We start from the raw sequence: 20,902 nt of genomic DNA, 5'->3' as shown, positions 1-20,902 counted from the left end.
GTCAGCGGGTTCCCATCAGCGTGTGTGCTCCGGCGGACAGCAGGTCGTCCGCGAGGCGCCTGCCGAGCGCCTCCGGGTCGGCGGTCGGGCCGATGAGCTCGCGCCGCAGGACGGTCCCACCGTCCGGCGACGCGACCACCGCGCGCAGGCGAACCTCGCCGGCGCGAAGGGGCTGGCCGCTTCCGCCTGCTGGCCAACTCGAGCCAGCCGCGGGCACGACCCGCGCCAACGCGCCGACCGGCGCGGTGCAACCCGCCTCGATCGCCGCCAAAAACGCGCGTTCCGCCCTGACCGCCACGGACGACGGTGCATCGTCGAGCACAAACCGTAGCAGCCCGGCAAGCGGAGCCCCAACTCCGCTTCCAGGAGTAGCCGACCCGCCGGCTCCCGTCACATCCCCGTCCGGAACGACCGGGCAACCTGTCGTCACACCCGTCGGAGCCACCGCCGAGGTCAGGCACTCGATGGCGAGCGCGCCCTGTCCCGGCGACGGAAGCATCACGTCCGGGTCCAGGATCTCGGTCACCGCGTCCAGCCGGGCGAGGCGGGCGAGCCCCGCCTTGGCCAGCACGACGGCGTCCACCTCGCCGTCGATCGCCTTCTTGATCCGGGTATCCACGTTGCCGCGGATGGGCACCACTTCCAGGCCGAGGCCGAGCGCGAGCAGCTGCGCGGCCCGCCGCGGCGCGCCGGTGCCGATCCGCGCGCCGGGGCCAAGCTCCGCGAGCCGCCGGCCACTCGGCGAGATCAGCACGTCACGGACGTCCTCGCGTGGCGGGATGGCGGCGAGCGTGATCCCCGCCGGCGTGACCGTGGGCAGGTCCTTGAGCGAGTGCACGGCGAGGTCGATCTCGCCGGCGAGCAGGGCGTCGCGCAGGGCGCTCACGAACACCCCGGTACCGCTCAGCTGGTTGATCGCGGCCTTGTTCCGGTCGCCCTCGGTCACGATGTGCACCAGCTCGACCTCGACCCCGAGCCGGGCCCGCAGCTCGTCGGCCACCATCCCGGACTGGGCGAGCGCCAGCGCCGAGCGCCGGGTGCCCAGCCGCAGCCGGGCGGGCGGCCCACCGGGTGCGAGCGTTCCGTCGGGCGACGCGAGCGTCACCGACGCGAGCGACGACAGGGCGGCGGGTGACGGGGATGAGGGTGTCAAGGCTGCTCCAGCAGATCGGGGGCAGAGACGACGGCCGGGACCTCACGGGGGAGGTCGAACAGCTCGCGTAGTGCCTCGGCGTAGGAATCGCCGGCGGGACCGTTCGCCAGCTGCTGGACCCGCACCGTGGGGGCGTGCAACAGCTTGTCGACCACCCGGCGGACGGTGCCGGTCACCATCTCCCACTCGCGGGCATCCAGGCCGGGGAGCCGGCCGCGTAGTCGGTCGAGCTCGTCCTGCGCGATCGCGGCGGCCTGGGCGCGCAGGGCCACGACCGTCGGCGCGACCCGGACGGCGCCGCGCCGGTTGAGGAAGCCGGTCACCTCGGCCGAGACCAGCGATCGCACCGCCTCGACGTCGTGCGAGACCTCCGCGCCCTCGAGCGCGGCGCGCAGGGACTCCAGGTCGACGAGCACGACGCCGGGCAGCTCCCGCACCATCGGGTCGATGTCATGCGGCAGCGCCAGGTCGAGGAACACCAGCGGCCGGCCCGCCCGGGCGGCGAGCGCCGCCTCGACCATCTCGTAGCTGACCACCAGCCCGGTCGCGTCCGTGGAGGAGACGACCAGGTCGGCCTGGGCGATCTCGTGCGGCAGGTCCGCGAGGCCGACGATCTGGGCGCCGTGGTTCTCGGCGATCGAGGCCGCGCGGGCCGGCGTCCGGTTGGCGACCACCAGCTCCGCCGCGCCCGCCCGTCGGACGGTGGCCGCCGTCAGGCCGCCGACCGCGCCAGCCCCGATGATCAGTACTCGGCAGCCGGCCAGCGGCAGGTCCGCCTGAGGCGCCCCGGCGGCCTGGCCGGACCAGCCGCGGACCTCTCCGATCACGACCTCCCCGATCGGCTCCGCCGATCCGGCAGGCACCCCGTCCGCAAGCTTCGCCGATCGGACAGGAACCCCGGACTCGTCCGGTTGGCGTTGGCCGACGAGCGCGCCCGCGACCAGCGAGGTGGCGTCCGTCGAGAGCCGCTCGGGGCGGCGGACCTCCAGGCTGCCGGCCGCGATCTGCAGGCCCACCGAGACGATCGAGGCGCCGGCGGCGTCGATCGACGTCTCGCTGTGTGCCCGCTTGCCGACCCGCAGGGCCGTCTGGAACAGCGCGGCCAGCGACCCACCGGCGGCTCCGGTGCCCTGGGCACCTCGAAACGCCGTCCGGACCTGCCCGAGGATCTGGCTCTCGCCGACGAGCATCGAGTCCAGCCCGCAGACGACGGTGAACAGGTGCCCGACCGCGCGCGCCTCGTGGTGCACGTACAGGTGCGGCGACAGCTCGCTCAGGTCGACGCCACAGACCCGGGACAGCTGGTCGGACACGTCAGCGAGGCCGCCGTGGAAGGTGTCGACCTCGGCGTAGATCTCGGTGCGGTTGCACGTGGACAGGACCACGGCCTCGAGCACGTGGTCGGCCTGGACGAGATCGCTGAGCACCTTCGGAACGTCGTCGCCCGACACCGCGGCGAGCTCCAGTAACGAGTTCGGCGCCGTCCGGTGGTTGAGGCCGACCGCGAGCACGCTCACGCGCTCTCACTTCCCGTGCCCGACGACGCGCCGGCACCAGCCGAAGACGCGGCGATCTCACCGCCGGCACCGGGCACCTCGTCCAGGCGAGGCTCTTTCTGCCGCCGTGCCGCTGTGATCCGTTGCATGCGCACGATCCCGTCCGTCCTGCCGCCGGTGCCCGCGCCGTCCGCCTCGGCGCCCTGTTCTTCAACGCCACCGACGACCGCATCCGTCCCGCCGCGGGTGAGGCCACAACTACTCAGGCCACCCTCACCGGAGCCGCCGTCGTCAGGGGCGATGTCCTCGTGGCCGCCGGCCTCGTACCCATCGGTGGCCGCGTGGTTCTCGCGCGGCGTTCCCACCGGCAGCGTCCCCAGGGCCGAGGGCCGGACACGTCCACCGGTGGCCGGGCGCTTGCGCGCCTCGTGGAACGACAGGATCTGGAGTTCGACCGCCAGATCGACCTTACGCACATCAACCCCTTCGGGAACGGTCAGGACGACCGGCGCGAAGTTGAGGATGCTGGTGACACCGGCGGCGACCAGTCGCTCGCAGACCCGCTGCGCCGCCCCGGCCGGGGTGCAGATCACACCGATTGTCACCCGGAAGTCCTCGACCAGTCTTTCCAACTCGTCCACGGGGCGGATCCGCACACCGCCGACGACCTCGTCGGCGCGCGCCGGGTCGGCGTCGACGAGCGCGGCGATCCGGAACCCTCGAGCCGGGAACCCGCCGTAACGCGCCAGCGCGTGCCCGAGATTGCCCACACCTATCAACATCACGGCCCGGTCCTCGGTCAGCCCGAGGCGCGCCGAGATGCGGTCGAGCAGGACGTCGACGTCGTAGCCGACTCCTCTGGTCCCGTAGGAACCCAGATGTGAGAGGTCCTTGCGGACCTTCGCCGGAGTGACCCCGGCGGCGGCGGCGAGCGTGTCCGACGACACGGTCGAGACGCCCTCGTCCCCCAACGAGGTGAGCACCCGCAGGTAGAGCGGGAGACGGGCGACAGTCGCCTCAGGGACGGCGCTGGCTCGGTTCTCCCGGGCTGTACGCCGGGGCTTGCTCATGGCGCGCGGCTCCCGTCGCATCGATCCGGCCGCGGCAGGCTGGCGCTGCGCGCCAACTGCCGGACGCCGCGTCGGGAGACCGAGGCCGCCCAGGATCCGTCGAGTCTACGACTTCGTGAAAGGCTTCACAAAGTTTGCGCCGACAACTCGGCAGACGCACCCGTCCGCGCCGGCAACGGATGGGGACCAAGGTCAGACATACCTGGGTCGAAGGCCCTTCGACGCCCGGACGAAAAGCCACCACCTGGCCAGCCGGGCGCCGGTGGGACTGGCCCCCATGGGACTGGCGGCGGCGGACGACCCGCTCAGCGCAGCGACCAGCGGCGCCCGCCCAGGGCGTCGCGCAACCGGGCCTCCTCGACCCGCCAGTAACCGTGCTCCCTGCCGTCGACCAGAACGACGGGCACCCGGTCGCCGTACTCGTCCGCGCGAGCCGGCTCGGCGTCCACGTCCAGCTCCCGCCAGCCGGCGCCGGTCTGCTCCGCCACTCGGACGACCGCCGCGCGCGCGTCGTCGCACAGGTGGCAGCCCACCCTAGTCAGCAGCGTGATCCGAGGCTCGCCACCGGCCGCCTCGCCCACCGCGTCAGTCCCGCCCATCGGCCCAGCCCTCCAACCCGGTCATCACCCTCACCATTTATGCATCGATGAGGTAACGGGGATCGGTCGGGTAGCCGACCTGCGACGAACACCGGCGGGGGCGCCGTACGCTCAGGTGCGCATGTCCGCACCTGACCACCCGGGCCGCGGGCGGCCTGGCCAGCGGGCCGCCGAAGCGACGGGGCGGACCGGCGTCGTCGCCGGCACCGGCGGGCCGGCTGCCCCACGCAGCCGTCGGTGGACGGGTTACCAGCGGCCCGTGTCGTGGTGGGTGACGCGCCGTACGACACCCGCGACGCATCGCGGGCATACGCGACCATGGTCACGACGCGCCGTGGACAGCCGGGAGATGAGATGTGGTTGCGACCACGCAAGGATGAGCCGATCCACACGGACGAGGCGGCCGCCGACGCCGCCGCCACGGCCGCGTTGAAGACAGCGGCGGAGGCGTCGCCCAAGCCGCCGCCCGACCCGACGGCGGCCGCGTTCTTCGACGTGGACAACACGATGATGGCCGGCGCGTCGATCTTCTACTTCGCCCGCGGCCTCGCCGCCCGCGACTTCTTCGACTCCCGCGACCTGCTGAAGTTCGGCTGGCAGCACGTCAGCTATCGGCTGCGGGGTCTCGAGGACCCGAACGGCATGCACAACGCCAAGGAGGCGGCGCTCGCCTTCGTCGCCGGCCGGGAGGTCAGCGAGATCGTCCGCTACGGCGAGGAGATCTACGACGAGCGGATGGCCGAGCAGATCTACTCGGGCACCCTCGCCCTCGCCCAGCAGCATCTGGACGCCGGCCACCGGGTGTGGCTGGTCACGGCCACACCGGTGGAACTCGCGTCGATCATCGCTCGGYGGCTGGGGCTGACCGGCGCTCTCGGGACGGTCTCCGAGGTGATCGACGGCCGCTACACCGGCCACCTGGTCGGCGACCCGCTGCATGGCCCGGGCAAGGCCGCGGCCGTGCGGGCGCTCGCGGACCGCGAGCACCTGGACCTGGCCCGCTGCTGGGCCTACTCGGACTCGATCAACGACCTGCCGATGCTGTCCCTGGTGGGCAACCCGGTCGCGGTGAACCCCGATCCGGACCTGAAGACGGCGGCCAGGGAACGCGACTGGGCGATCAAGGACTTCCGCACCGCCCGCAAGGCGGCCAAGGTCGGCATCCCCACCGCCGCCGGCATGGGCGCCCTGGCCGGCGGCGTCGCCGCCGGCATGGCCCTCAAGCGCCGCTACCAGCTACCCGACTGACTGTCAGAAGAAGACCGAGCGGCGCTGCATGAGCAGGCCGTAGAGGGTGTGCTGGATGGTCTCACGGATGCGGTCCGTCAGCTCGAAGACGAGCATCGGGTCCTCGGCGGCGGCCGGGGTGAACGGAGCGGTCGGCACCGGCTCACCGAACTCGATCAGCCACTTCGACGGCAGCGGGACCATGCCGAGCAGGCCGAGCCACGGGAACGTCGGGGTCAGCGGGAAGTAGGGCAGGCCAAGCAGCCGGGCGACCGCCTTGGCGTTGCCGAGCATCGGGTAGATCTCCTCGGCGCCCACGATGGTGCACGGGATGATCGGCACTCCGGTGCGCAGCGCGGCGGAGACGAAACCGCCGCGGCCGAAGCGCTGCAGCTTGTAGCGCTCGCTGAACGGCTTACCCACACCCTTGAAGCCCTCCGGCCAGACGCCGACCAGCTCGCCCTTGCCAAGCAGCCGTTCGGCGTCGGCCTGACACGCCAGGGTGTTGCCGGTCTTACGGGCGATCGGGGCGATGAACGGCAGCGAGAACACCAGGTCGGCCGCGAGCATCCGCAGGTAGCGGTGCGCGGGGTGGTGGTCGAGCAGCGCGACGGCGGTCATCAGCGCGTCGATCGGCAGAGTCCCGGAGTGGTTCGCCACGACCAGCGCGCCGCCGGTGTCGGGCACGTTCTCCAGCCCGCGTGTCTCGACCCGGAAGTAGTTCCGGTAGACCGGCCGCAGCAGCGGGGCGACGACGTGTTCGGTCAGGTCCGCGTCGAAGCCGAGCTCATCGACCTCGTAGTCGCCGGTGATCCGCCGGCGCAGGAAGGCGAGCATTCCGGCGAGCGCCCGTTCAAGACCAGCGGCCTGCGCCATCGGCTCCCCCGAGGCGTCCGGGACCGGGCCCGCGTCCGCCGCGTCGGCGGTGACCTCCGCGCCGGCGCCGAGGGCCGCACCGTCGTCGCGCTCGCCGTCTCGGTGCTCGCCGTCTCGGTACTGCCCCGCCGGGCGGCCCAGCAGCCGTTCGACCCGGTTCTCGGGATGTTCCGGCTCTCCGCCTGACACCGCCGTGGCCGGACGGCCCCGCCCGGTGCCGGTCCTGGCGGGGCGCGCGCCGGCCGCCTTCGCGGCGCGCGCACGCGGCGCGTCCCCGGCGCCGGTCCGTTCCGTCGCGGTCTCTCCCGCGGTGGCGCGCCTGGCGGCGGTCCTGGCGGGGGCGGTCCTGGCGGGGGCGGTCTTGGTGGGGGCGGATTTGGCGGGAGCGGATTTGGCGGGGGTGGCCTTGGCACCGGAGTCCTGAGCGTCTTGAGCCGGCGGGGGCTGGGCCGTATCCGCTGAAGCGGGGGCCCCGCGTGCCGCCGCCGAGTCCTGCGGGGTGTCCCCGTCCTCGGCGGGGGCGGGGGCGACCGGACGGGCGGTCCGTGACCGGGTCGAGCCCGTCCGCGCCGCCTCAGCCGCGGCGCTGGTCCGTCCGGCGGGGCGGCCCGAGGTGGAGCGCCTGGCCCTGGGGCGGGCCGGCTCGCCGTCCGCCCTCGGTCCGATCGACTGCACCGGGCTCGGGGGCGACGCGGCACCGCCGGCCGGCGGCTCGCCGTCGGCGCGCGCCCGGCTTGCGGACGGCCCGGGATCCGGCTGCTCGGTCCGCGTCCGCTCATCGCTGGGCCGCCCGCCACCGGGCTTCGCGGCGCCGAGCGGCTCGCCACCGGACCGGTTGACGCCGGTGCGCCCGGCCGCCGCGCCGCGGCGGGCCGGCCGCGCCAGTGGGATGATCTGTGCCTCGCCCGACGGCGGTTCGGCGGTGGTCACGACGCACCTACCAGACGGCGGCGGGCCATCAGGTCGAGCAGCGTGCGCTCGACCTGGACGACCCGTTCGGAATCGATCGTCGGACGCAGCCCGCGCTCACGCACGAAGCTGTCGAAGGCGGCGGCCGTCGTATACCGAGGGGTGTAGCCGAAGACCTCGCGCAGGCGGGTGGTGTCGACCGCGCGGCCGTGCGCCAGGAAGCCGACCTGCTCGGGTGGGAAGTCCACGATCCGCAGGCGGCTGGCGAGCCGGGACAGCGAGCTGACCGCCGGGAACGGCACCGGCACCGGCGGCCGGCCGGCTCGGCGGATCGCCTGGGAGAGAAGCAGGATCCCGTCGCCGGCGACGTTGAAGGTGCCGGCGTGGCCGCCGGCGGCGGCGCGTAGCAACACCGCGAGCGCGTCGCTGGAGTGCAGCAGCTGGATGCGCGGGTCGAAGCCGAGCACGGTCGGCACGACGGGGAACTCGAAATAGCGCGCCAGCGGGCTGTCGACCCCGGGGCCAAGAATGTTCGCGAACCGCAGCACGGTGACCGCGATATCCGGCCGGCGGCGGCTGAAACCCCGCACGTAGCCCTCGACCTCGACCGCGTCCTTGCCGTAGCCACCGCGCGGCAGCGAGCGCGGTTCCATGTCCTCGGTGAACAGCGCCGGGTCACGCGGCGACGAGCCGTAGATGGTCGTCGTCGACCGGACCACCAGTCGGGAGACGGTGTCGGATTTCTGGCAGGCGGCGAGCAGCTGCATCGTCCCGATGACGTTGATCTCCTTCATCGCCGTCCGGCCGCCGGCCGCGACCGGGTTCGCGATGAGGTTGAGATGCAGCACCGTGTCGATCGCGGACGTGGTGATCACTTTGGCGATCAGCGGGTTGCGGATGTCAGCGCGCACGAACCTCGTACGGCCGAGATCATCGTTCGGGGGGACGGTGTCGACTCCGAYCACCGTCTCGACCCGGGGGCTCGCGGCGAGCGCTCGGGCCACGTCTGCGCCGAGGGGACGGGACACACCGGTGACAAGCACGCGGCGTGGTCTCATGTGGGCTCCCGGGACGCCGGTCGGCTGCGGTCCGTGTGGTCATCGTACGCCTGCCCACGGCCTGCTCCGCTGCGTAGCGTTACCAGATTTCCCGTCGCCGTCTCCGCGTCACCGGCCCGCCACCTGACAGGTCAGGTCAGGTCAGCGCTGGCAGCCGCGCGACCGGGGCGGCGGCCCTGGTCGCGGCCGGATTCGGCTCGCGCGGAAGTTGGCCGATGACCACCGCGTCCCCACGCCGCAACCGCAGCAGGTCACTGGCACGACCGCAGTTGACCGCGAGCATCACCCGGCGCAGCGAGTCCTCGCACAACGCCACCTGACCGACCGGGACGTCGCCGTAGGTGTAGGTGAAAGGGAGGGTCGCCTCCCGGCCGGCGGCGCGGATCTCGACCCGGTCGCCGAGCAGCATGCCGGCGGCCTCCAGGTCGACCCTGGTCACGTTGAGTGACAGATTGCCGAAGTGGTCGACGGCCAGCACCTGTGCGTGGACATGGTCGTCGTCCACGACGCAGGACGGCCGGGTGAACCGGACGAGCGAGTCCGCGTCTATGCGCGGCCCGACCTCGGCGAGAGCGAGCCCCGCCGCGATCCGGGCGGCGACCGGTGCGTAGACGTCCCGGCCGCGGAACACCGCGCTCGGCAACGGCAGCCACAGTGCCGGGTTGGAGATCTCATGCGCGGCCACCACCCCGCCGAGAACGTCCCAGGCGAGTGACGTGAGCCCGTTGTCCGGGGCGACGAACGTCGACCCGTCGGCGGTACGGATCGCGACGCCCCGCGCCCCGGCCGTGACCGCGGAAAGGACCTCGCGAGCCGGGATTCCGGGAGCGCCGTCCGTGTTCGGGGGGCCCGCCGGGTCCAGCCGCTCGACGACGGCGAGATGCACACCGACCGGCAGGTAGCACACGCTGTCCGCCAGCAGCCCCGCGCCGTGCTCGATGTCCTGCTGGGCGACGGAGTGGCAGACGTCGAGCACGCGCACCTGCGGCGCGTGCCGGGCGATGACCCCGTGACACACCCCGACGCACGTGTCCTCGAGCCCGTAGTCGGAGAGGAAGCTGATCCACCCCAGCGGTCGCGCCGCGGCACCGTCCACCGCGTCCGTCATCACCCCGGCCGATGCCATCGCGCACTCCCCGAACCCACCCCGGGGCGGCCCCGTTGCCGCCTGTCAGGCAGCCTCCCACAGGGCCAGGGCCTCAACCGTCGAGGCCACTGCGAGGAAACCAGTTGGATACATGGGCGGCCCCTGACGGGCGCGCCGCGCCCGTCAGGTACCAGCCTTACTTCTTGTTACGACGCTGCACGCGGGTCCGCTTGAGAAGTTTGCGGTGCTTCTTCTTCGCCATCCGCTTGCGACGCTTCTTGATAACAGAACCCACGAATACGACCGATCTGTGTGGAGGAGAGCTACCGAGCGAGCCTACCGCCCAGCACCGGTGTGGATGGGTGGCCGCCTCGACACGGCATGCGGTGGTCGGACGGTACCACCGAGTTCGGGACGGGCCGCCCAGCGCGGTTGGTGGCTAGCTGGAGCGACCGAGCTCGGCCGAGCGGTCCCGGGCGGCCGTGAGGGCGTCGAGAATGGCCGCGCGCACGGCCCGGYGGTCGAGCTCGAGCAGCGCGGCGGCGGTGGTCCCGGCGGGTGAGGTCACCGCCTCGCGCAGCAGGGCCGGATGCTCGCCGGTCTCCCGGAGCATGCGAGCCGATCCCAGCGCCGTCTGCACCATCAGCTCGGCCGCGAGGGGCCGAGGCAGGCCGAGCAGCACCCCCGCCTCGACCATGGCGTCGAGCAGGTAGAAGAAGTACGCCGGGCCGCTGCCGGACAGGGCGGTGATGGCGTCCAGCTGCGTCTCGGGAACCCGGACCACCCGGCCGACGGCGCCGAGCAGGGCCTCGGTCCGGTCCAGGTGCTCGTCGCCCGCGTGCCGGCCGGCGCACAGGGCCGACATCGCCTCGCCGACCAGCAGCGGAGTGTTCGTCATCACGCGCACCACCGGCGTTCCGGCCGGCAACGCGTCCTGCAGCGCGGTAAGCGTGATCCCCGCCGCCAACGACACGACGAGCGTGCCAGGCTCGAGCACCCCGCCGATGTCCGCCAGCAACGCGGCCGTGTCGTGCGGCTTGACGGCCACGACGACAACGTCCGCGCCGGCCACGGCCTCCTTCGGCGCGCCCCCCGCGACGCCGTGCTCAGCCGACACCGCCGCCGCCCTGGCCGGGTCCTTCTCGGCGACGACGATCTCCTTCGGCTCGACGCCGGCGCGCAGCAGCCCGGCCAGGAACGCCTCCCCCAGCCGTCCTACGCCCACGATCGCCACAGTCATGCCCACTCCTCCGCCCAAACGCGCCCAACCGCCCGCCACGCTACGGGTCCCGGTACCTGATCAGGGCCGGCGGGCGACGACGAGCACGGTGCGGAAGGGCTCCTCGATGATCCCGTCGGGAAAGGCGCGCAGCATCGAGCGGCGCTCGGCGTCCAGGAAGTCCGCCAACCGGTCGCCGATCTCGGCGACGTAGGACTTCGACCGCAGCCACGTCAGGTACGTGTCGACATCGATCCGGCGGGCCCACCGGCCGGCGAGCGTGACGACGTCGGCGAACTGGCCGGTCCAGCGCAGCTCGTCGGCCCACGGCCGGGCCCGGTAGCCGCGCTGGTAGGCGGGGTTCATCGCCTCCAGCCGGTCCTGCTGGCGGCCCCACCAGTGCTCGTCCTCGGCGTCGACGTCGTTCCACCAGACGGCGAGCGCCCCGCCGGGGCGCAGCACCCGAGCCGCCTCCGCGGCCGCCGCCGGTACCCGCGTCCAGTGCCATGCCTGCGCGTAGCAGACGAGGTCGGCCACGCCGGCGCGCAACGGCAGCGCCTCCGCGTCCGCCAGCACGGCGGGGATCCCCGGAGTGCGTTCCCGCAGCCGCGCGAGCATCCCCGGGCCGATGTCGAAAGGCACCACCCGCGCGCCGCGGCCGAGCAGGGACCGGGTCGCGATGCCGGTGCCCGCGCCTACCTCCACCACGTCCGCGCCCGCGAGCGGGCGTCCGGCCAGCCGGGCGAGATCGTCGAACAGGGCGTCCGGGTAGGTGGGTCGTGCCGCGTCATAGGCGTCGACCAGCGGATCGAACAGCGAACGTGAACCCATGCCTCGATCGTGGCACCACGTATCAGAGGCGGGCAACGCCCGCGGCGTCACCGGAGATGGGACCACGCCCACGGCACACGGAGAGGGCGATGGGCGGCCCGGGAGGCGTCAGTGCCTGGCCGCGCCCGAGGGGCTCGCGGTGGCGGGGGCCGCGAGGTTGAGGCGGGTGAAGGCGAGTGCCTCGGCGAGGTCGATCTCGCGCTGCGCCCGCGTCTCGGCGCGACGGGTGTTGATCTCGACGACGACCGTGCCGTCGAAGCCCCGGGTCGCGAGCCGCTCGAGCAGCTGCGCGCACGGCTGGTTGCCTCGCCCGGGCACCAGGTGCTCGTCCTTCGCGGAGCCGGAGCCGTCGGCGAGGTGGACGTGCGCGAGCCGGTCGCCGAGCGCGTCGRCCATGGCCAGCGCGTCCGAACGGGAGACGGAGGTGTGCGACAGGTCGAGCGTCACGTGCCGGTAGCCGTCCTCGACGGGCGACCAGTCCGGCAGGTAGGCCGACACCTCACGGCCGCGGGCTCGCAGCGGGAACATGTTCTCCACCGCGAAGCGGACGTCGGTCTCCTGCGCCATCCGCTCGATGCCGGCGACGAAGTCGCGGCCGTAGTCGCGTTGCCAGCGGAACGGTGGGTGGACGACCACGGTCGACGCGCCAAGGGCCTCGGCCGCGGCGCGGGCCCGCACGAGCTTCCCCCACGGGTCGGTGCCCCAGACCCGCTGCGTCAGCAGCAGGCACGGCGAGTGGATCGCGACCACGGGGATGCCGTGGTAGTCGACCAGCCGGCGAAGCGCCTGGGTGTCCTGGCTGACCGGATCCGTCCAGACCATGATCTCGATGCCGTCATAACCCAGACGGGCCGCCATCTCGAAGGCGGCGGGCGTCGACTCGGGGTAGGTCGACGCGGTGGACAGCGCGATCTTCGCCGCCGGGATGCGCGCGACCCGATCCGATCCGTTACGGACAGCGACGATTTTTCGTGGCTCCGAGCCGTTCACCTCATCCGACGGCCGGGTGCGCGACGTCGCGGCGTGACTCGCGCCATCCGCGTCGGCCACGGCCGCCGCCGGGGTGGTCTCCCGTCCAAGGTTGCGTATCACCCGCACCCGAACACCCTCCTCCCCTCCCGGCCCCACGGTCGCGCCCCCACGCGGCCGTCCGGCCCATGTCTCAGGCTAGGCCATCGAGCGGAGCAGGCCCGGCCGGCCGCTCGCGGACGATCTCACGCTGCGTGTCAATGGGGGGAGCGGAGCCGCCGGACGGCGAGCGAGCGGACGGACCCGGGAGGGCGGCGGGAGCGGGTGGCGGCCAGCGGGCCGCCAGGTCAGCCGAAGTTGAGGGTGTCCAGCCGGCGCAGGATGATGCCCTCCCGCAGTGCCCACGGGCAGATCTCGACCTCGTCGACGGAAAGCAGGTCCATCGTCTCCGCGGCGACCACCGCGCCGGCCGCGAGCTGGCCCGCGCGGGAGGCGGAGACCCCGGGCAACGAGACCCGCGCGGCCGACGGCATCCGGCAGACCGTCTTCACCACGGCCTCCAGGTCGGTCCGGCGCAGCACCCGGCGCACATAGGGACCACGGCTGTATGGCTCCGCACCGGCGATCCTGGCCAGCGAGCGGAACGTCTTCGAGGTGGCGACGGCCCTGGTCGGCTCGCCGACGTGGTACAGCTTGCCAACGACCGGCGCGATCTGGGCCCGCACATAGCGGCGCAGCTCGGCCAGCTGCCGATGGGTCGGCGGGTCCGTCGACAGCCAGTCCCTGGTCAGCCGGCTCGCGCCCAGCGGCAGCGAGGCGACGACATCCGGTTCCTCGTCCATCCCGGCGCCGATCTCCAGCGAGCCGCCGCCGATGTCCATCGCCAGCAGTCGTCCCGCGCTCCAGCCGAGCCAGCGGCGCACCGCGAGGAAGGTCAGCCGGGCCTCGTCCTCACCGGGCAGCACCTCGACCGCCACGCCCGTCACGGAGCGCAGCCGGGCAAGCACCTGGTCACTGTTCGTGGCATCGCGCAGGGCCGACGTGGCGAACGCCACGAGATCGAAGACGGCGAGCTCCTCGGCCTGCCTGCGCAGGTCGCGAATGCAGTCGATCAGCGCGTGCTCGCCGCTCACCGACAGTGCGCCGCCTCCATCCAGCAGCTCGACGAGCCGCAGGGGCACCCGTTCGCTCGCCGCGGGCCGCGGCGCCGCGCCGTGATGGGCGTCGACGACCAACAGGTGCACGGTGTTCGAACCGATGTCGATGACACCGAGGCGTAGCGGCTGGGCGGGCGGCGCAGGCAGGGCGACCGCTGGGGCACGCCGCTGGCCGGGCGGCGCGGCGCTCACCGGCACTATCGCGCCAGAACCCGCCGCGCCCATGGAACCGCCGACGGGACCCGCTGGCACGAGCGATGCCGACGCGACCATCGACCGGCGCGGCACCACGGCCGTACCCGGCACGATCCGCGGCGTGTCGCCGGGATCCTCCGCGGGCACCTCCGCGTTCCTGGCCGCCGACGAGAACCTCAGCCGCATCGCTCGTCCCCCAATGTCTGCCGCGAGGCTCCGCCATCGTCGCCCGACACCCACGTACCAGGCGTCGAGCAACGAACGAGGCTACGCGCCGGCCTCGGCGCCCCGCCGCGGACACGGCACACCGTCACTGCGCGCTCACCGTGCCAACCACACAGTGACCGCGCAGCTCAAGCGTGACGTATCAGCGGAACGCCGACAGAAGTCGGCACGCGTACGGGCCGTCTACGGCTCGAACTTGTAGCCAAGTCCTCTGACGGTCACCAGGTGCCGCGGGTTGCCCGGCTCGGACTCGATCTTCGCCCGCAGGCGCTTGACGTGGACGTCGAGCGTCTTGGTGTCACCGACGTAGTCCGACCCCCAGACCCGGTCGATCAGCTGTCCTCGGGTCAGTACCCGGCCGGTGTTCCGCAGGAACATCTCCAGCAGCTCAAACTCCTTGAGCGGCAGGGCGACCTGCGCTCCGTGCACGGTCACGACGTGCCGCTCGACGTCCATCCGCACGCCGCCGGCCTCCAGGGTGACGGGCGCGGCCTCGTCCGGCTCACTGCCCCGTCGCCGCAGCACGGCCCGGATCCGGGCGACGAGCTCACGCGCGGAGAACGGCTTGGTGACGTAGTCGTCGGCTCCGAGCTCCAGGCCGAGCACCTTGTCGATCTCGCTGTCCTTGGCGGTGAGCATGATCACCGGCACCGAGGACTTCTGCCGCAGCGCCCGGCACACTTCGGTGCCAGACAGGCCCGGCAGCATGACGTCGAGCAGCACGAGGTCGGCACCGTGACGTTCGAAGTCCGACAGCGCGGTGTGCCCGTCCGCCGCCACGGCGACGTCGAAACCCTCACGTTCCAACATGAAGGACAGAGCCTCCGAGAAGGACTCCTCGTCCTCCACCACGAGCAGGCGGGTCACCGGTCACTCTTCCTTTCGCGAACCGTCGCCGGGGTGATCACGCGTGACCGAGCCGACGACGGCCGATGTTCTCTGGTGGTCACTGCTCGAGGACTTGCTGATCTGCTGGCAGGTCGTTCACGGCCCACCCAACTGTTGACTGATTGTCACGGGTCGCGGAGTCCCTTGTGGCTTGTTCCTCGGGCTCGTGGCCGCCGGATGGGTCCTGTCCGGACGACGGCGCGGGAGGGCGGGCCGCTGGCGCGTCGTCCCGATGGTCCGCCGTCGCGGCCGCGCYGTCAGCCGGATCACCGAGATCGGTGGTCTCCGGCTGGACGTCCCCCTGCCCGTAGGACTCGGTATCCAGCTCCTCGTCGTCCGCCGGGTCGTCAAGATCCGCGTCCTGGTTGTCGGCCTGATCGTCCAGATAGGTGGGCAGGCGCAGAGTGAAGGTCGAGCCGGCGCCCTCCGCGCTCCAGACCCCGACCGAACCGCCGTGGTTGGTCACGATGTGCTTGACGATCGCGAGGCCCAGCCCGGTACCGCCGGTCTCCCGGGAACGCGCCGGATCGGCGCGGTAGAAGCGCTCGAAGACCCGCTCCAGGTCCTTCTCCGCGATTCCGATGCCCTCGTCCGCGACGGAGATCTCCACGGTCCCGCCGACGCTGCGGACGCCGAGTCCGACTCTGGTGCCTCGCGGCGAGTAGCTCACCGCGTTCTCCAGCAGGTTGGCCACCGCGGTCACCAGCTGGGACTCGTCCCCGAGCACCCCGGCGTCGGTCTCCCCGATGACGGCCACCGAGATCCCCTGGCTCTGCGCCGCCAACCGGTTGCGGTCCACCGCCTCCTCGACCACATTGATCACCGCGACCGGCTTCATCACCGGCAACGGGTCGGCACCCTGCAGCCGGGAGAGGTGAATGATCTCCTGCACCAGCCGGGCCAGCCGGGCCGACTCGTGCGTCATCCGGTCGGCGAACCGGCGCACGGCCACCGGGTCCTCGCTGGCCGCCTGCACGGCCTCGGCGAGCACGTGCAGCGCGCCGACCGGGGTCTTCAGCTCGTGGCTCACGTTGGCGACGAAGTCGCGGCGGACGGCCTCGACCCGCCGGGACTCGGTGACATCGTCGAGAATGACGGCTATATGACCTCCGTCACCCAACGGCCGGGTTCGCGCCCGCACGGCCACCGCCCCCTGATCGGGGCGCGGCCGGGTGAGCGGGGGCGGCGGCACCGGCGGCAGGTCCAGCTCACCGTCGAGCCCGGCGCCGACCTCACGGGTGCGCTGTACCAGGTCCAGCACCGACGCGACGGCGACCTTGCTGCCGGTGACCACGCCCATCGCGTGCGCCGCCTGGTTCGCCAGCGCGACCTCGTCGTCCGCGCTCAGTACGACCACGCCGGACGGCAGCGCCGCGACCAGCCGGCGCAGCTGGCCGGCGGGCAGCGTGACGTCGAGGTCGTCGACCAGCGCACTGGGTTGGGAGACGGGCGCCCTGCGCATCGGCGACCGCCGGTCCGCCGGCTGTGCCAGCCCGGCGGGCGGTGGCATCGGTGAGGTCATCCGCGCACCGCCGCGAGACGGCCGGCCGCCACCCGGCGTCCGGCGGCATCCCGCCGGATGATGCGACGCACATCGCCTGATGTCGACGCGGCGAGGCAGGCGGGCGCGGGCGGAACTGCGCAGAGTAGCATGCTTGTCACATCATTCACCGACCTGTCGCCCACGCGCCGAATGTTAGGTGCCCCCTCGCCCTCCGCGGGCCGCCGAACAGGTCAGCTCGGCGGTTCGTCGCCAGGTGTTCATCCCCGCTAACGTCATCGTTCACCGGGTCGCGGTGAGGTCACCGCATCTTCGACCAATCAGAAGAGCAGTGAGCTTGGGTCCACGAGTCCCGAGTCCGTGCCACGGCGCAGCCGTGGGTCCGGCATCGCCGTCGACAGCGGCGCCCCGGTTACCGCGGTGAGCGACCAGGCAAAGCAGGCCGGGCGGGCACCTGAACCCGAACGACGATCACGACATAGATCATGAAGAGGAGTCCGCCCGTGCGGGACGTCTTCCGCGAGGAGCTCGAGGGCATCACGGCCTCGCTCGTCGAGATGRCAAACCTGGTCGCGTCCGCCATGGCACGCGCRACCACGGCGCTGCTCGACGCCGATCTCCGGCTCGCCGAGCAGGTCATCACGGCCGACGAGACCGTCGACCTGCTGCGCAACGAGCTCGAGGAGCGTGCCTTCGACATCCTGGCCCGCCAGGCCCCGGTCGCGACCGACGCCCGGGTGATCGTCACCACCCTGCGCATCGTGGCCGACCTGGAGCGGATGGGCGATCTGGCTCTGCATGTGGCGAAGGTGGCAAGGCGCCGCTACCCAGGCGGGGCCGTTCCGCCGGAGCTGCGCGGCACGATCACGGAGATGGGCCAGGTCGCGCAGCGGATCGTCGCCAAGGCCGGCTCCGTCATCGCCAGCCGTGACACCGACCTCGCCCGCGAGCTCGAAGCCGACGACGACGCGATGGACACCCTGCACCGTCAGGTGTTCCACATCCTGCTGGAGCGGCCGTGGTCGCACGGCATGGAGGCCGCGATCGACATCACGCTGTGCGGCCGGTTCTACGAGCGCTATGCCGACCACGCGGTCTCGGTCGCCCGTCGCGTCGTCTACCTCGTCACCGGCATCAAGGAATAAGGCGGATCGGGTCGGGCCGGGGCGTTAACGCCCCGGCCCGCCGTCCACCAGGCGTGGTTACTTCTTCTTGCCCTGAGCCGCGACGGCGGCGGCCGCCAGCTCCGCGGCGTCCGGGTCGAGATAGGCGGACGAGATCACCTTCAGGTCGGCGTCCAGCTCATAGCGCAGCGGGATGCCGGTCGGGATGTTGAGACCGGCGATGTCCGCGTCGCTGATCCCGTCGAGGTGCTTGACCAGCGCGCGCAGCGAGTTGCCGTGCGCGGCGACCAGGACGGTCCGCCCGGCCCGCAGGTCCGGCACGATCGCGTCGTACCAGTAGGGCAGCATCCGGATGACGACGTCCTTGAGGCACTCGGTCTTCGGAACGAGGTCCGGCGCCAGTTCCGCGTAGCGCTCGTCGACCCCGCTTTCCCGGCCTTCGGTGATCTCCGGTGGCGGGGTGTCGTACGAGCGGCGCCAGAGCATGAACTGCTCCTCGCCGTACTTCTCCGCTGTCTCGGCCTTGTCGAGGCCCTGCAGGTCGCCGTAGTGCCGCTCGTTGAGCCGCCAGCTGCGGCGGACCGGGATCCACAGCCGCCCGGCGGCGTCGAGGGCGATCCAGGCCGTCCGCATCGCTCTGGTGAGCAGGGACGTGTGCAGGACGTCCGGCAGCACGCCGGCCTCGCGCAGCAGCTCGCCGCCGCGGGTGGCCTCCTTGACGCCCTTCTCGGACAGGTCGACGTCCACCCAGCCGGTGAACAGATTCTTCTGGTTCCAGGTGCTTTCGCCATGGCGGAGCAGGACGAGAGTCGGCATGGCCTCGATCCTGCCCGCTGCTCCCCGCCTCCGGCCAGACCCGTCCGGTGTCCGCGTGACGTGACGTCCGCCGACCTGGCGTGACACGCGCCACCCGCCGGCACGCGAAGGACGACAAGCCGGACACGAACCGGACACGAAAGGTTTCGGGAACGTGAAACCCCCGGGTACTTCCGCGTCGGTGCTTGGCACACGACGCGGGCCGTCGGGACTACGACGGCACCCGGGGGCCCGGTAACTGCCTGGTACTCGCCGGCCGGGGCTCATGGGCACCCGGATCGGGACGGTGTCCCGCTCGGTGAGGACCACGAGACCGGCTAGCTGACAGTCACCTCACGAGTCCAAGAACTACACAACTTTGGACCACCTCCCTTCTCGTGTACCGACGACGCTACGCGCGACCGGGGCAGGACGGCAACGCCTTTTTCGCGCGTGCCGGACCGCTCTCGTCGGGCGGGTCCGCGGGAAACCGCCGGTCGCCGCGGCCCCGTACGCGGCGGGACCGCGGAGCGTCCCGGCGTGACCGCCTCGCCTTAGACTTGACGGCATGGCCGCAGAGGTCTATCGGCAGTCGATGACATCAACCAGCACGGCGCACGTGCACGCGGCGCAGGCCTCCAGCGCGCCGGCCTCCGACGCACCGGCCGAGGTCTCGACCGCCGACGGGCGGGATGGCTGGCAGTCTCGGCTGCGCGGCCGCGGGTACCGGCTGACGCCGCAGCGCCAGCTCGTGCTGGAGGCCGTCGCGACGCTCGGCCACGCGACGCCGGAGGCGATCGTCACCGAGGTGCGCCGCACCGCCACCGCCGTCAACATCTCGACCGTCTACCGCACCCTGGACCTGCTCGAGGAGCTCGGGCTGGTCTCGCACGCCCACCTCACCCACGGCGCGCCGACATACCACGTCGCCGGGCAGGACCGGCACATCCACCTGGTCTGCGGCGGCTGCGGGACGATCAGCGAGCTGTCCCCCGACCGGCTCGCGGGGCTGGTCGACGCGCTGCGCGAGGAGCTCGGGTTCACCGTGAACGTCGACCACGTCGCGCTGGCCGGCCGATGCGCGGACTGTTCCGCGCGTGCCCACGGTTGACTACGGACATGAGCAGCTCCCCGGCCGATGCCATCGCCGACTCCGCCGCGGCGACAGCCGCCGACTACCGCTCCCCACTGCTCGACCTGCCCGGGGCGGTCGCCGCGGACGGCCCGGACGCCGGAGTGGCCGCGCACTACGGTGACCCGCTGCGCGAGCAGCGCCGGGCGGCGGCCGGCGCCGCCCTCGTGGACCGCTCGCACCGCGGCGTGCTGCGCGTCGGCGGTGCCGACCGGCTGACCTGGCTGCACAGCCTGACGTCGCAGCACCTGAGCGCGCTGCGCCCGATGCGTGGCACCGAGGCGCTGCTGCTCTCGCCACACGGCCACGTCGAGCACCACCTGGTTCTCGCGGATGACGGCGCCACCACCTGGATCGACGTGGAGCCCGGACCGGCGGGCGCCGCCGGCGGCTCCAGCGAGGCTGACTCGCTGCTGGCGTTCCTGGAGTCGATGCGTTTCCTGCTGCGGGTGGAGCCCGCGGACGCGACGGCGACGACGGCCGTGCTCTCGGTCCTCGGCCCGCGAGCCGCGGCGGCGGTCGCGGGCGCGCTGGGTGGTGACACGCCGGGTGGCGACGCTCTGGGCGGCAAGACCGACGATGGCGGCGTACCGGCGGACTGGGCCGCGCCGCCGGCCGGGGGCGCGGCCGGCCTCCCGGCGGAGGCGGGCCCCTACCCGCTTGCCCGGTTCGGACCCGGTGTGCTGGCCCGGCGGATGCCGTACGGCGTGGACCTGCTGGTCGAAAGAGCCCAGCTCGGGGACGTCGCGGCCCGGCTGCGAGCCGCCGGCGTGGAGCCGGCCGGCGTCGAGGCCTTCGAGGCCGAGCGCGTCGCCGCCCACCGGCCGCGGCTCGGCGTCGACACCGACCACCGCACGATCCCGAACGAGGTCAGCTGGCTCACCAGTGCGGTGCACCTGGACAAGGGCTGCTACCGCGGCCAGGAGACGGTCGCCCGCGTCCAGAACCTCGGCCGCCCGCCGCGCCGGCTGGTGCTGCTGCACCTCGACGGGGCGCTGGCCGCGCCCGGGTCTCCCGTGACGGCCGCCGGCCGCCAGGTCGGGTTCGCCGGCTCGTCCCGTATGCACGCCGAGCTCGGTCCCATCGCGCTGGCGATGCTCAAGCGCACGGTGCCGGACGACGCCGCCCTCGTCGTCGCCGACCCGGATGGTCACGAGGTCGCCGCCCAGATCGACCCGGACTCCGGTCCCGTGCGCCCGGACCGTCCCGCCGGTCACGTTCTGCGCTGACGGCACCGATCGCATCTACGGCGGAACACCGCTGACTGGCACGGCCGGACCGATCGCTGCCCCTGCCAGGGATCATTTCTGCCACGGAATCCGGTTTTTGATCACGCACCGTGACGTCGGTTCCGGTGGACGTATGTGGCGACAGCCGGAGACCGTTCACCA

The 20,902-nt window shown here is 72.7% G+C and carries 20 protein-coding genes; 5 read left to right on the top strand and 15 right to left on the bottom strand.

Features of this window, described 5'->3' with window-relative positions; genetic code table 11:
- Position 1: 1 nt before the first annotated feature.
- From hemC to BL253_RS15450, 4 genes are all read right to left on the bottom strand, one after another.
- On the bottom strand, positions 2 to 1,105 hold the full coding sequence (gene hemC, locus BL253_RS15465; protein WP_076817530.1) for a hydroxymethylbilane synthase: 1,104 nt from the start codon (positions 1,103 to 1,105) through the stop codon (positions 2 to 4).
- Positions 1,106 to 1,149: 44 nt separating this feature from the next.
- Positions 1,150 to 2,670: a glutamyl-tRNA reductase gene (locus BL253_RS15460; RefSeq protein ID WP_076817528.1), complete on the bottom strand. Its 1,521-nt coding sequence runs from the start codon at positions 2,668 to 2,670 to the stop codon at positions 1,150 to 1,152.
- Positions 2,667 to 3,719 carry a redox-sensing transcriptional repressor Rex gene (locus BL253_RS15455; RefSeq protein ID WP_076817526.1) on the bottom strand — a complete coding sequence of 351 codons (1,053 nt, stop codon included), beginning with the start codon at positions 3,717 to 3,719 and terminating at the stop codon, positions 2,667 to 2,669. Before BL253_RS15455 ends, BL253_RS15460 begins: the two co-directional genes overlap by 4 nt.
- A gap of 305 nt (positions 3,720 to 4,024) precedes the next feature.
- Positions 4,025 to 4,318 carry a glutaredoxin family protein gene (locus BL253_RS15450; protein ID WP_076817524.1) on the bottom strand — a complete coding sequence of 98 codons (294 nt, stop codon included), beginning with the start codon at positions 4,316 to 4,318 and terminating at the stop codon, positions 4,025 to 4,027.
- Positions 4,319 to 4,672: 354 nt separating this feature from the next.
- Between BL253_RS15450 and BL253_RS15445 the strand changes: the two genes are divergently transcribed.
- Entirely contained in the window at positions 4,673 to 5,566 is an 894-nt protein-coding gene (locus BL253_RS15445; protein WP_076817566.1) for an HAD family hydrolase, read from the top strand.
- A 3-nt stretch (positions 5,567 to 5,569) separates the two neighbouring features.
- On the opposite strand, the gene BL253_RS45390 is transcribed toward BL253_RS15445, so the two are convergent.
- A complete protein-coding gene (locus tag BL253_RS45390; RefSeq protein WP_241834823.1) occupies positions 5,570 to 6,382 on the bottom strand; it encodes a lysophospholipid acyltransferase family protein in 813 nt (270 codons plus the stop codon).
- Between BL253_RS45390 and BL253_RS45385 the strand changes: the two genes are divergently transcribed.
- The gene (locus BL253_RS45385) at positions 6,354 to 6,845 is read left to right on the top strand and encodes a pentapeptide repeat-containing protein (protein ID WP_116438859.1); all 492 of its coding nucleotides are present in this window, start codon (positions 6,354 to 6,356) and stop codon (positions 6,843 to 6,845) included. The two genes, BL253_RS45390 and BL253_RS45385, sit on opposite strands and share 29 nt — an antisense overlap.
- A gap of 502 nt (positions 6,846 to 7,347) precedes the next feature.
- On the opposite strand, the gene BL253_RS15430 is transcribed toward BL253_RS45385, so the two are convergent.
- The 9 genes from BL253_RS15430 to BL253_RS15390 form a co-directional block, all read right to left on the bottom strand.
- Positions 7,348 to 8,388, bottom strand: a complete 1,041-nt coding sequence (locus BL253_RS15430) for an NAD-dependent epimerase/dehydratase family protein (protein ID WP_076817522.1) — start codon at positions 8,386 to 8,388, stop codon at positions 7,348 to 7,350.
- Between the two features lie 136 nt (positions 8,389 to 8,524).
- On the bottom strand, positions 8,525 to 9,514 hold the full coding sequence (locus tag BL253_RS15425) for an SAM hydrolase/SAM-dependent halogenase family protein (protein ID WP_076817521.1): 990 nt from the start codon (positions 9,512 to 9,514) through the stop codon (positions 8,525 to 8,527).
- A gap of 157 nt (positions 9,515 to 9,671) precedes the next feature.
- Positions 9,672 to 9,770, bottom strand: a complete 99-nt coding sequence (locus tag BL253_RS15420; RefSeq protein WP_003948845.1) for a 30S ribosomal protein bS22 — start codon at positions 9,768 to 9,770, stop codon at positions 9,672 to 9,674.
- 144 nt (positions 9,771 to 9,914) lie between these two features.
- Positions 9,915 to 10,715, bottom strand: a complete 801-nt coding sequence (gene proC / locus BL253_RS15415) for a pyrroline-5-carboxylate reductase (protein ID WP_076817519.1) — start codon at positions 10,713 to 10,715, stop codon at positions 9,915 to 9,917.
- Positions 10,716 to 10,775: 60 nt separating this feature from the next.
- A complete protein-coding gene (locus tag BL253_RS15410; RefSeq protein WP_076817517.1) occupies positions 10,776 to 11,525 on the bottom strand; it encodes a class I SAM-dependent methyltransferase in 750 nt (249 codons plus the stop codon).
- Between the two features lie 108 nt (positions 11,526 to 11,633).
- Positions 11,634 to 12,491: a sugar phosphate isomerase/epimerase family protein gene (locus BL253_RS15405; protein ID WP_076817562.1), complete on the bottom strand. Its 858-nt coding sequence runs from the start codon at positions 12,489 to 12,491 to the stop codon at positions 11,634 to 11,636.
- A 350-nt stretch (positions 12,492 to 12,841) separates the two neighbouring features.
- Entirely contained in the window at positions 12,842 to 14,032 is a 1,191-nt protein-coding gene (locus tag BL253_RS15400) for a Ppx/GppA family phosphatase (RefSeq protein WP_076817516.1), read from the bottom strand.
- Between the two features lie 222 nt (positions 14,033 to 14,254).
- Positions 14,255 to 14,938 carry a response regulator transcription factor gene (locus tag BL253_RS15395; RefSeq protein ID WP_076817514.1) on the bottom strand — a complete coding sequence of 228 codons (684 nt, stop codon included), beginning with the start codon at positions 14,936 to 14,938 and terminating at the stop codon, positions 14,255 to 14,257.
- A 79-nt stretch (positions 14,939 to 15,017) separates the two neighbouring features.
- Positions 15,018 to 16,481: a sensor histidine kinase gene (locus tag BL253_RS15390; protein WP_081438345.1), complete on the bottom strand. Its 1,464-nt coding sequence runs from the start codon at positions 16,479 to 16,481 to the stop codon at positions 15,018 to 15,020.
- 482 nt (positions 16,482 to 16,963) lie between these two features.
- On the opposite strand from BL253_RS15390, the gene phoU reads away from it, so the two are divergent.
- Complete coding sequence (gene phoU, locus BL253_RS15385; protein WP_076817512.1) at positions 16,964 to 17,605, top strand: phosphate signaling complex protein PhoU; 642 nt, start codon at positions 16,964 to 16,966, stop codon at positions 17,603 to 17,605.
- A 57-nt stretch (positions 17,606 to 17,662) separates the two neighbouring features.
- On the opposite strand, the gene BL253_RS15380 is transcribed toward phoU, so the two are convergent.
- Positions 17,663 to 18,400, bottom strand: coding sequence for a phosphoglyceromutase (locus BL253_RS15380; RefSeq protein ID WP_076817510.1), 738 nt, complete (start codon positions 18,398 to 18,400; stop codon positions 17,663 to 17,665).
- Positions 18,401 to 18,974: 574 nt separating this feature from the next.
- Here BL253_RS15380 and BL253_RS15375 point away from each other — a divergent pair.
- Together BL253_RS15375 and ygfZ are read left to right on the top strand one after the other, a co-directional pair.
- Positions 18,975 to 19,490, top strand: a complete 516-nt coding sequence (locus BL253_RS15375; protein WP_241834820.1) for a Fur family transcriptional regulator — start codon at positions 18,975 to 18,977, stop codon at positions 19,488 to 19,490.
- Between the two features lie 8 nt (positions 19,491 to 19,498).
- The gene (gene ygfZ / locus BL253_RS15370) at positions 19,499 to 20,740 is read left to right on the top strand and encodes a CAF17-like 4Fe-4S cluster assembly/insertion protein YgfZ (RefSeq protein WP_076817508.1); all 1,242 of its coding nucleotides are present in this window, start codon (positions 19,499 to 19,501) and stop codon (positions 20,738 to 20,740) included.
- Positions 20,741 to 20,902: the final 162 nt, after the last annotated feature.

Source organism: Pseudofrankia asymbiotica, from assembly GCF_001983105.1.
GTDB lineage: Bacteria > Actinomycetota > Actinomycetes > Frankiales > Frankiaceae > Pseudofrankia > Pseudofrankia asymbiotica.
The sequence above is the reverse complement of the archived record's forward strand: the minus strand, read 5'-3'. Positions and strand labels throughout refer to the sequence as shown.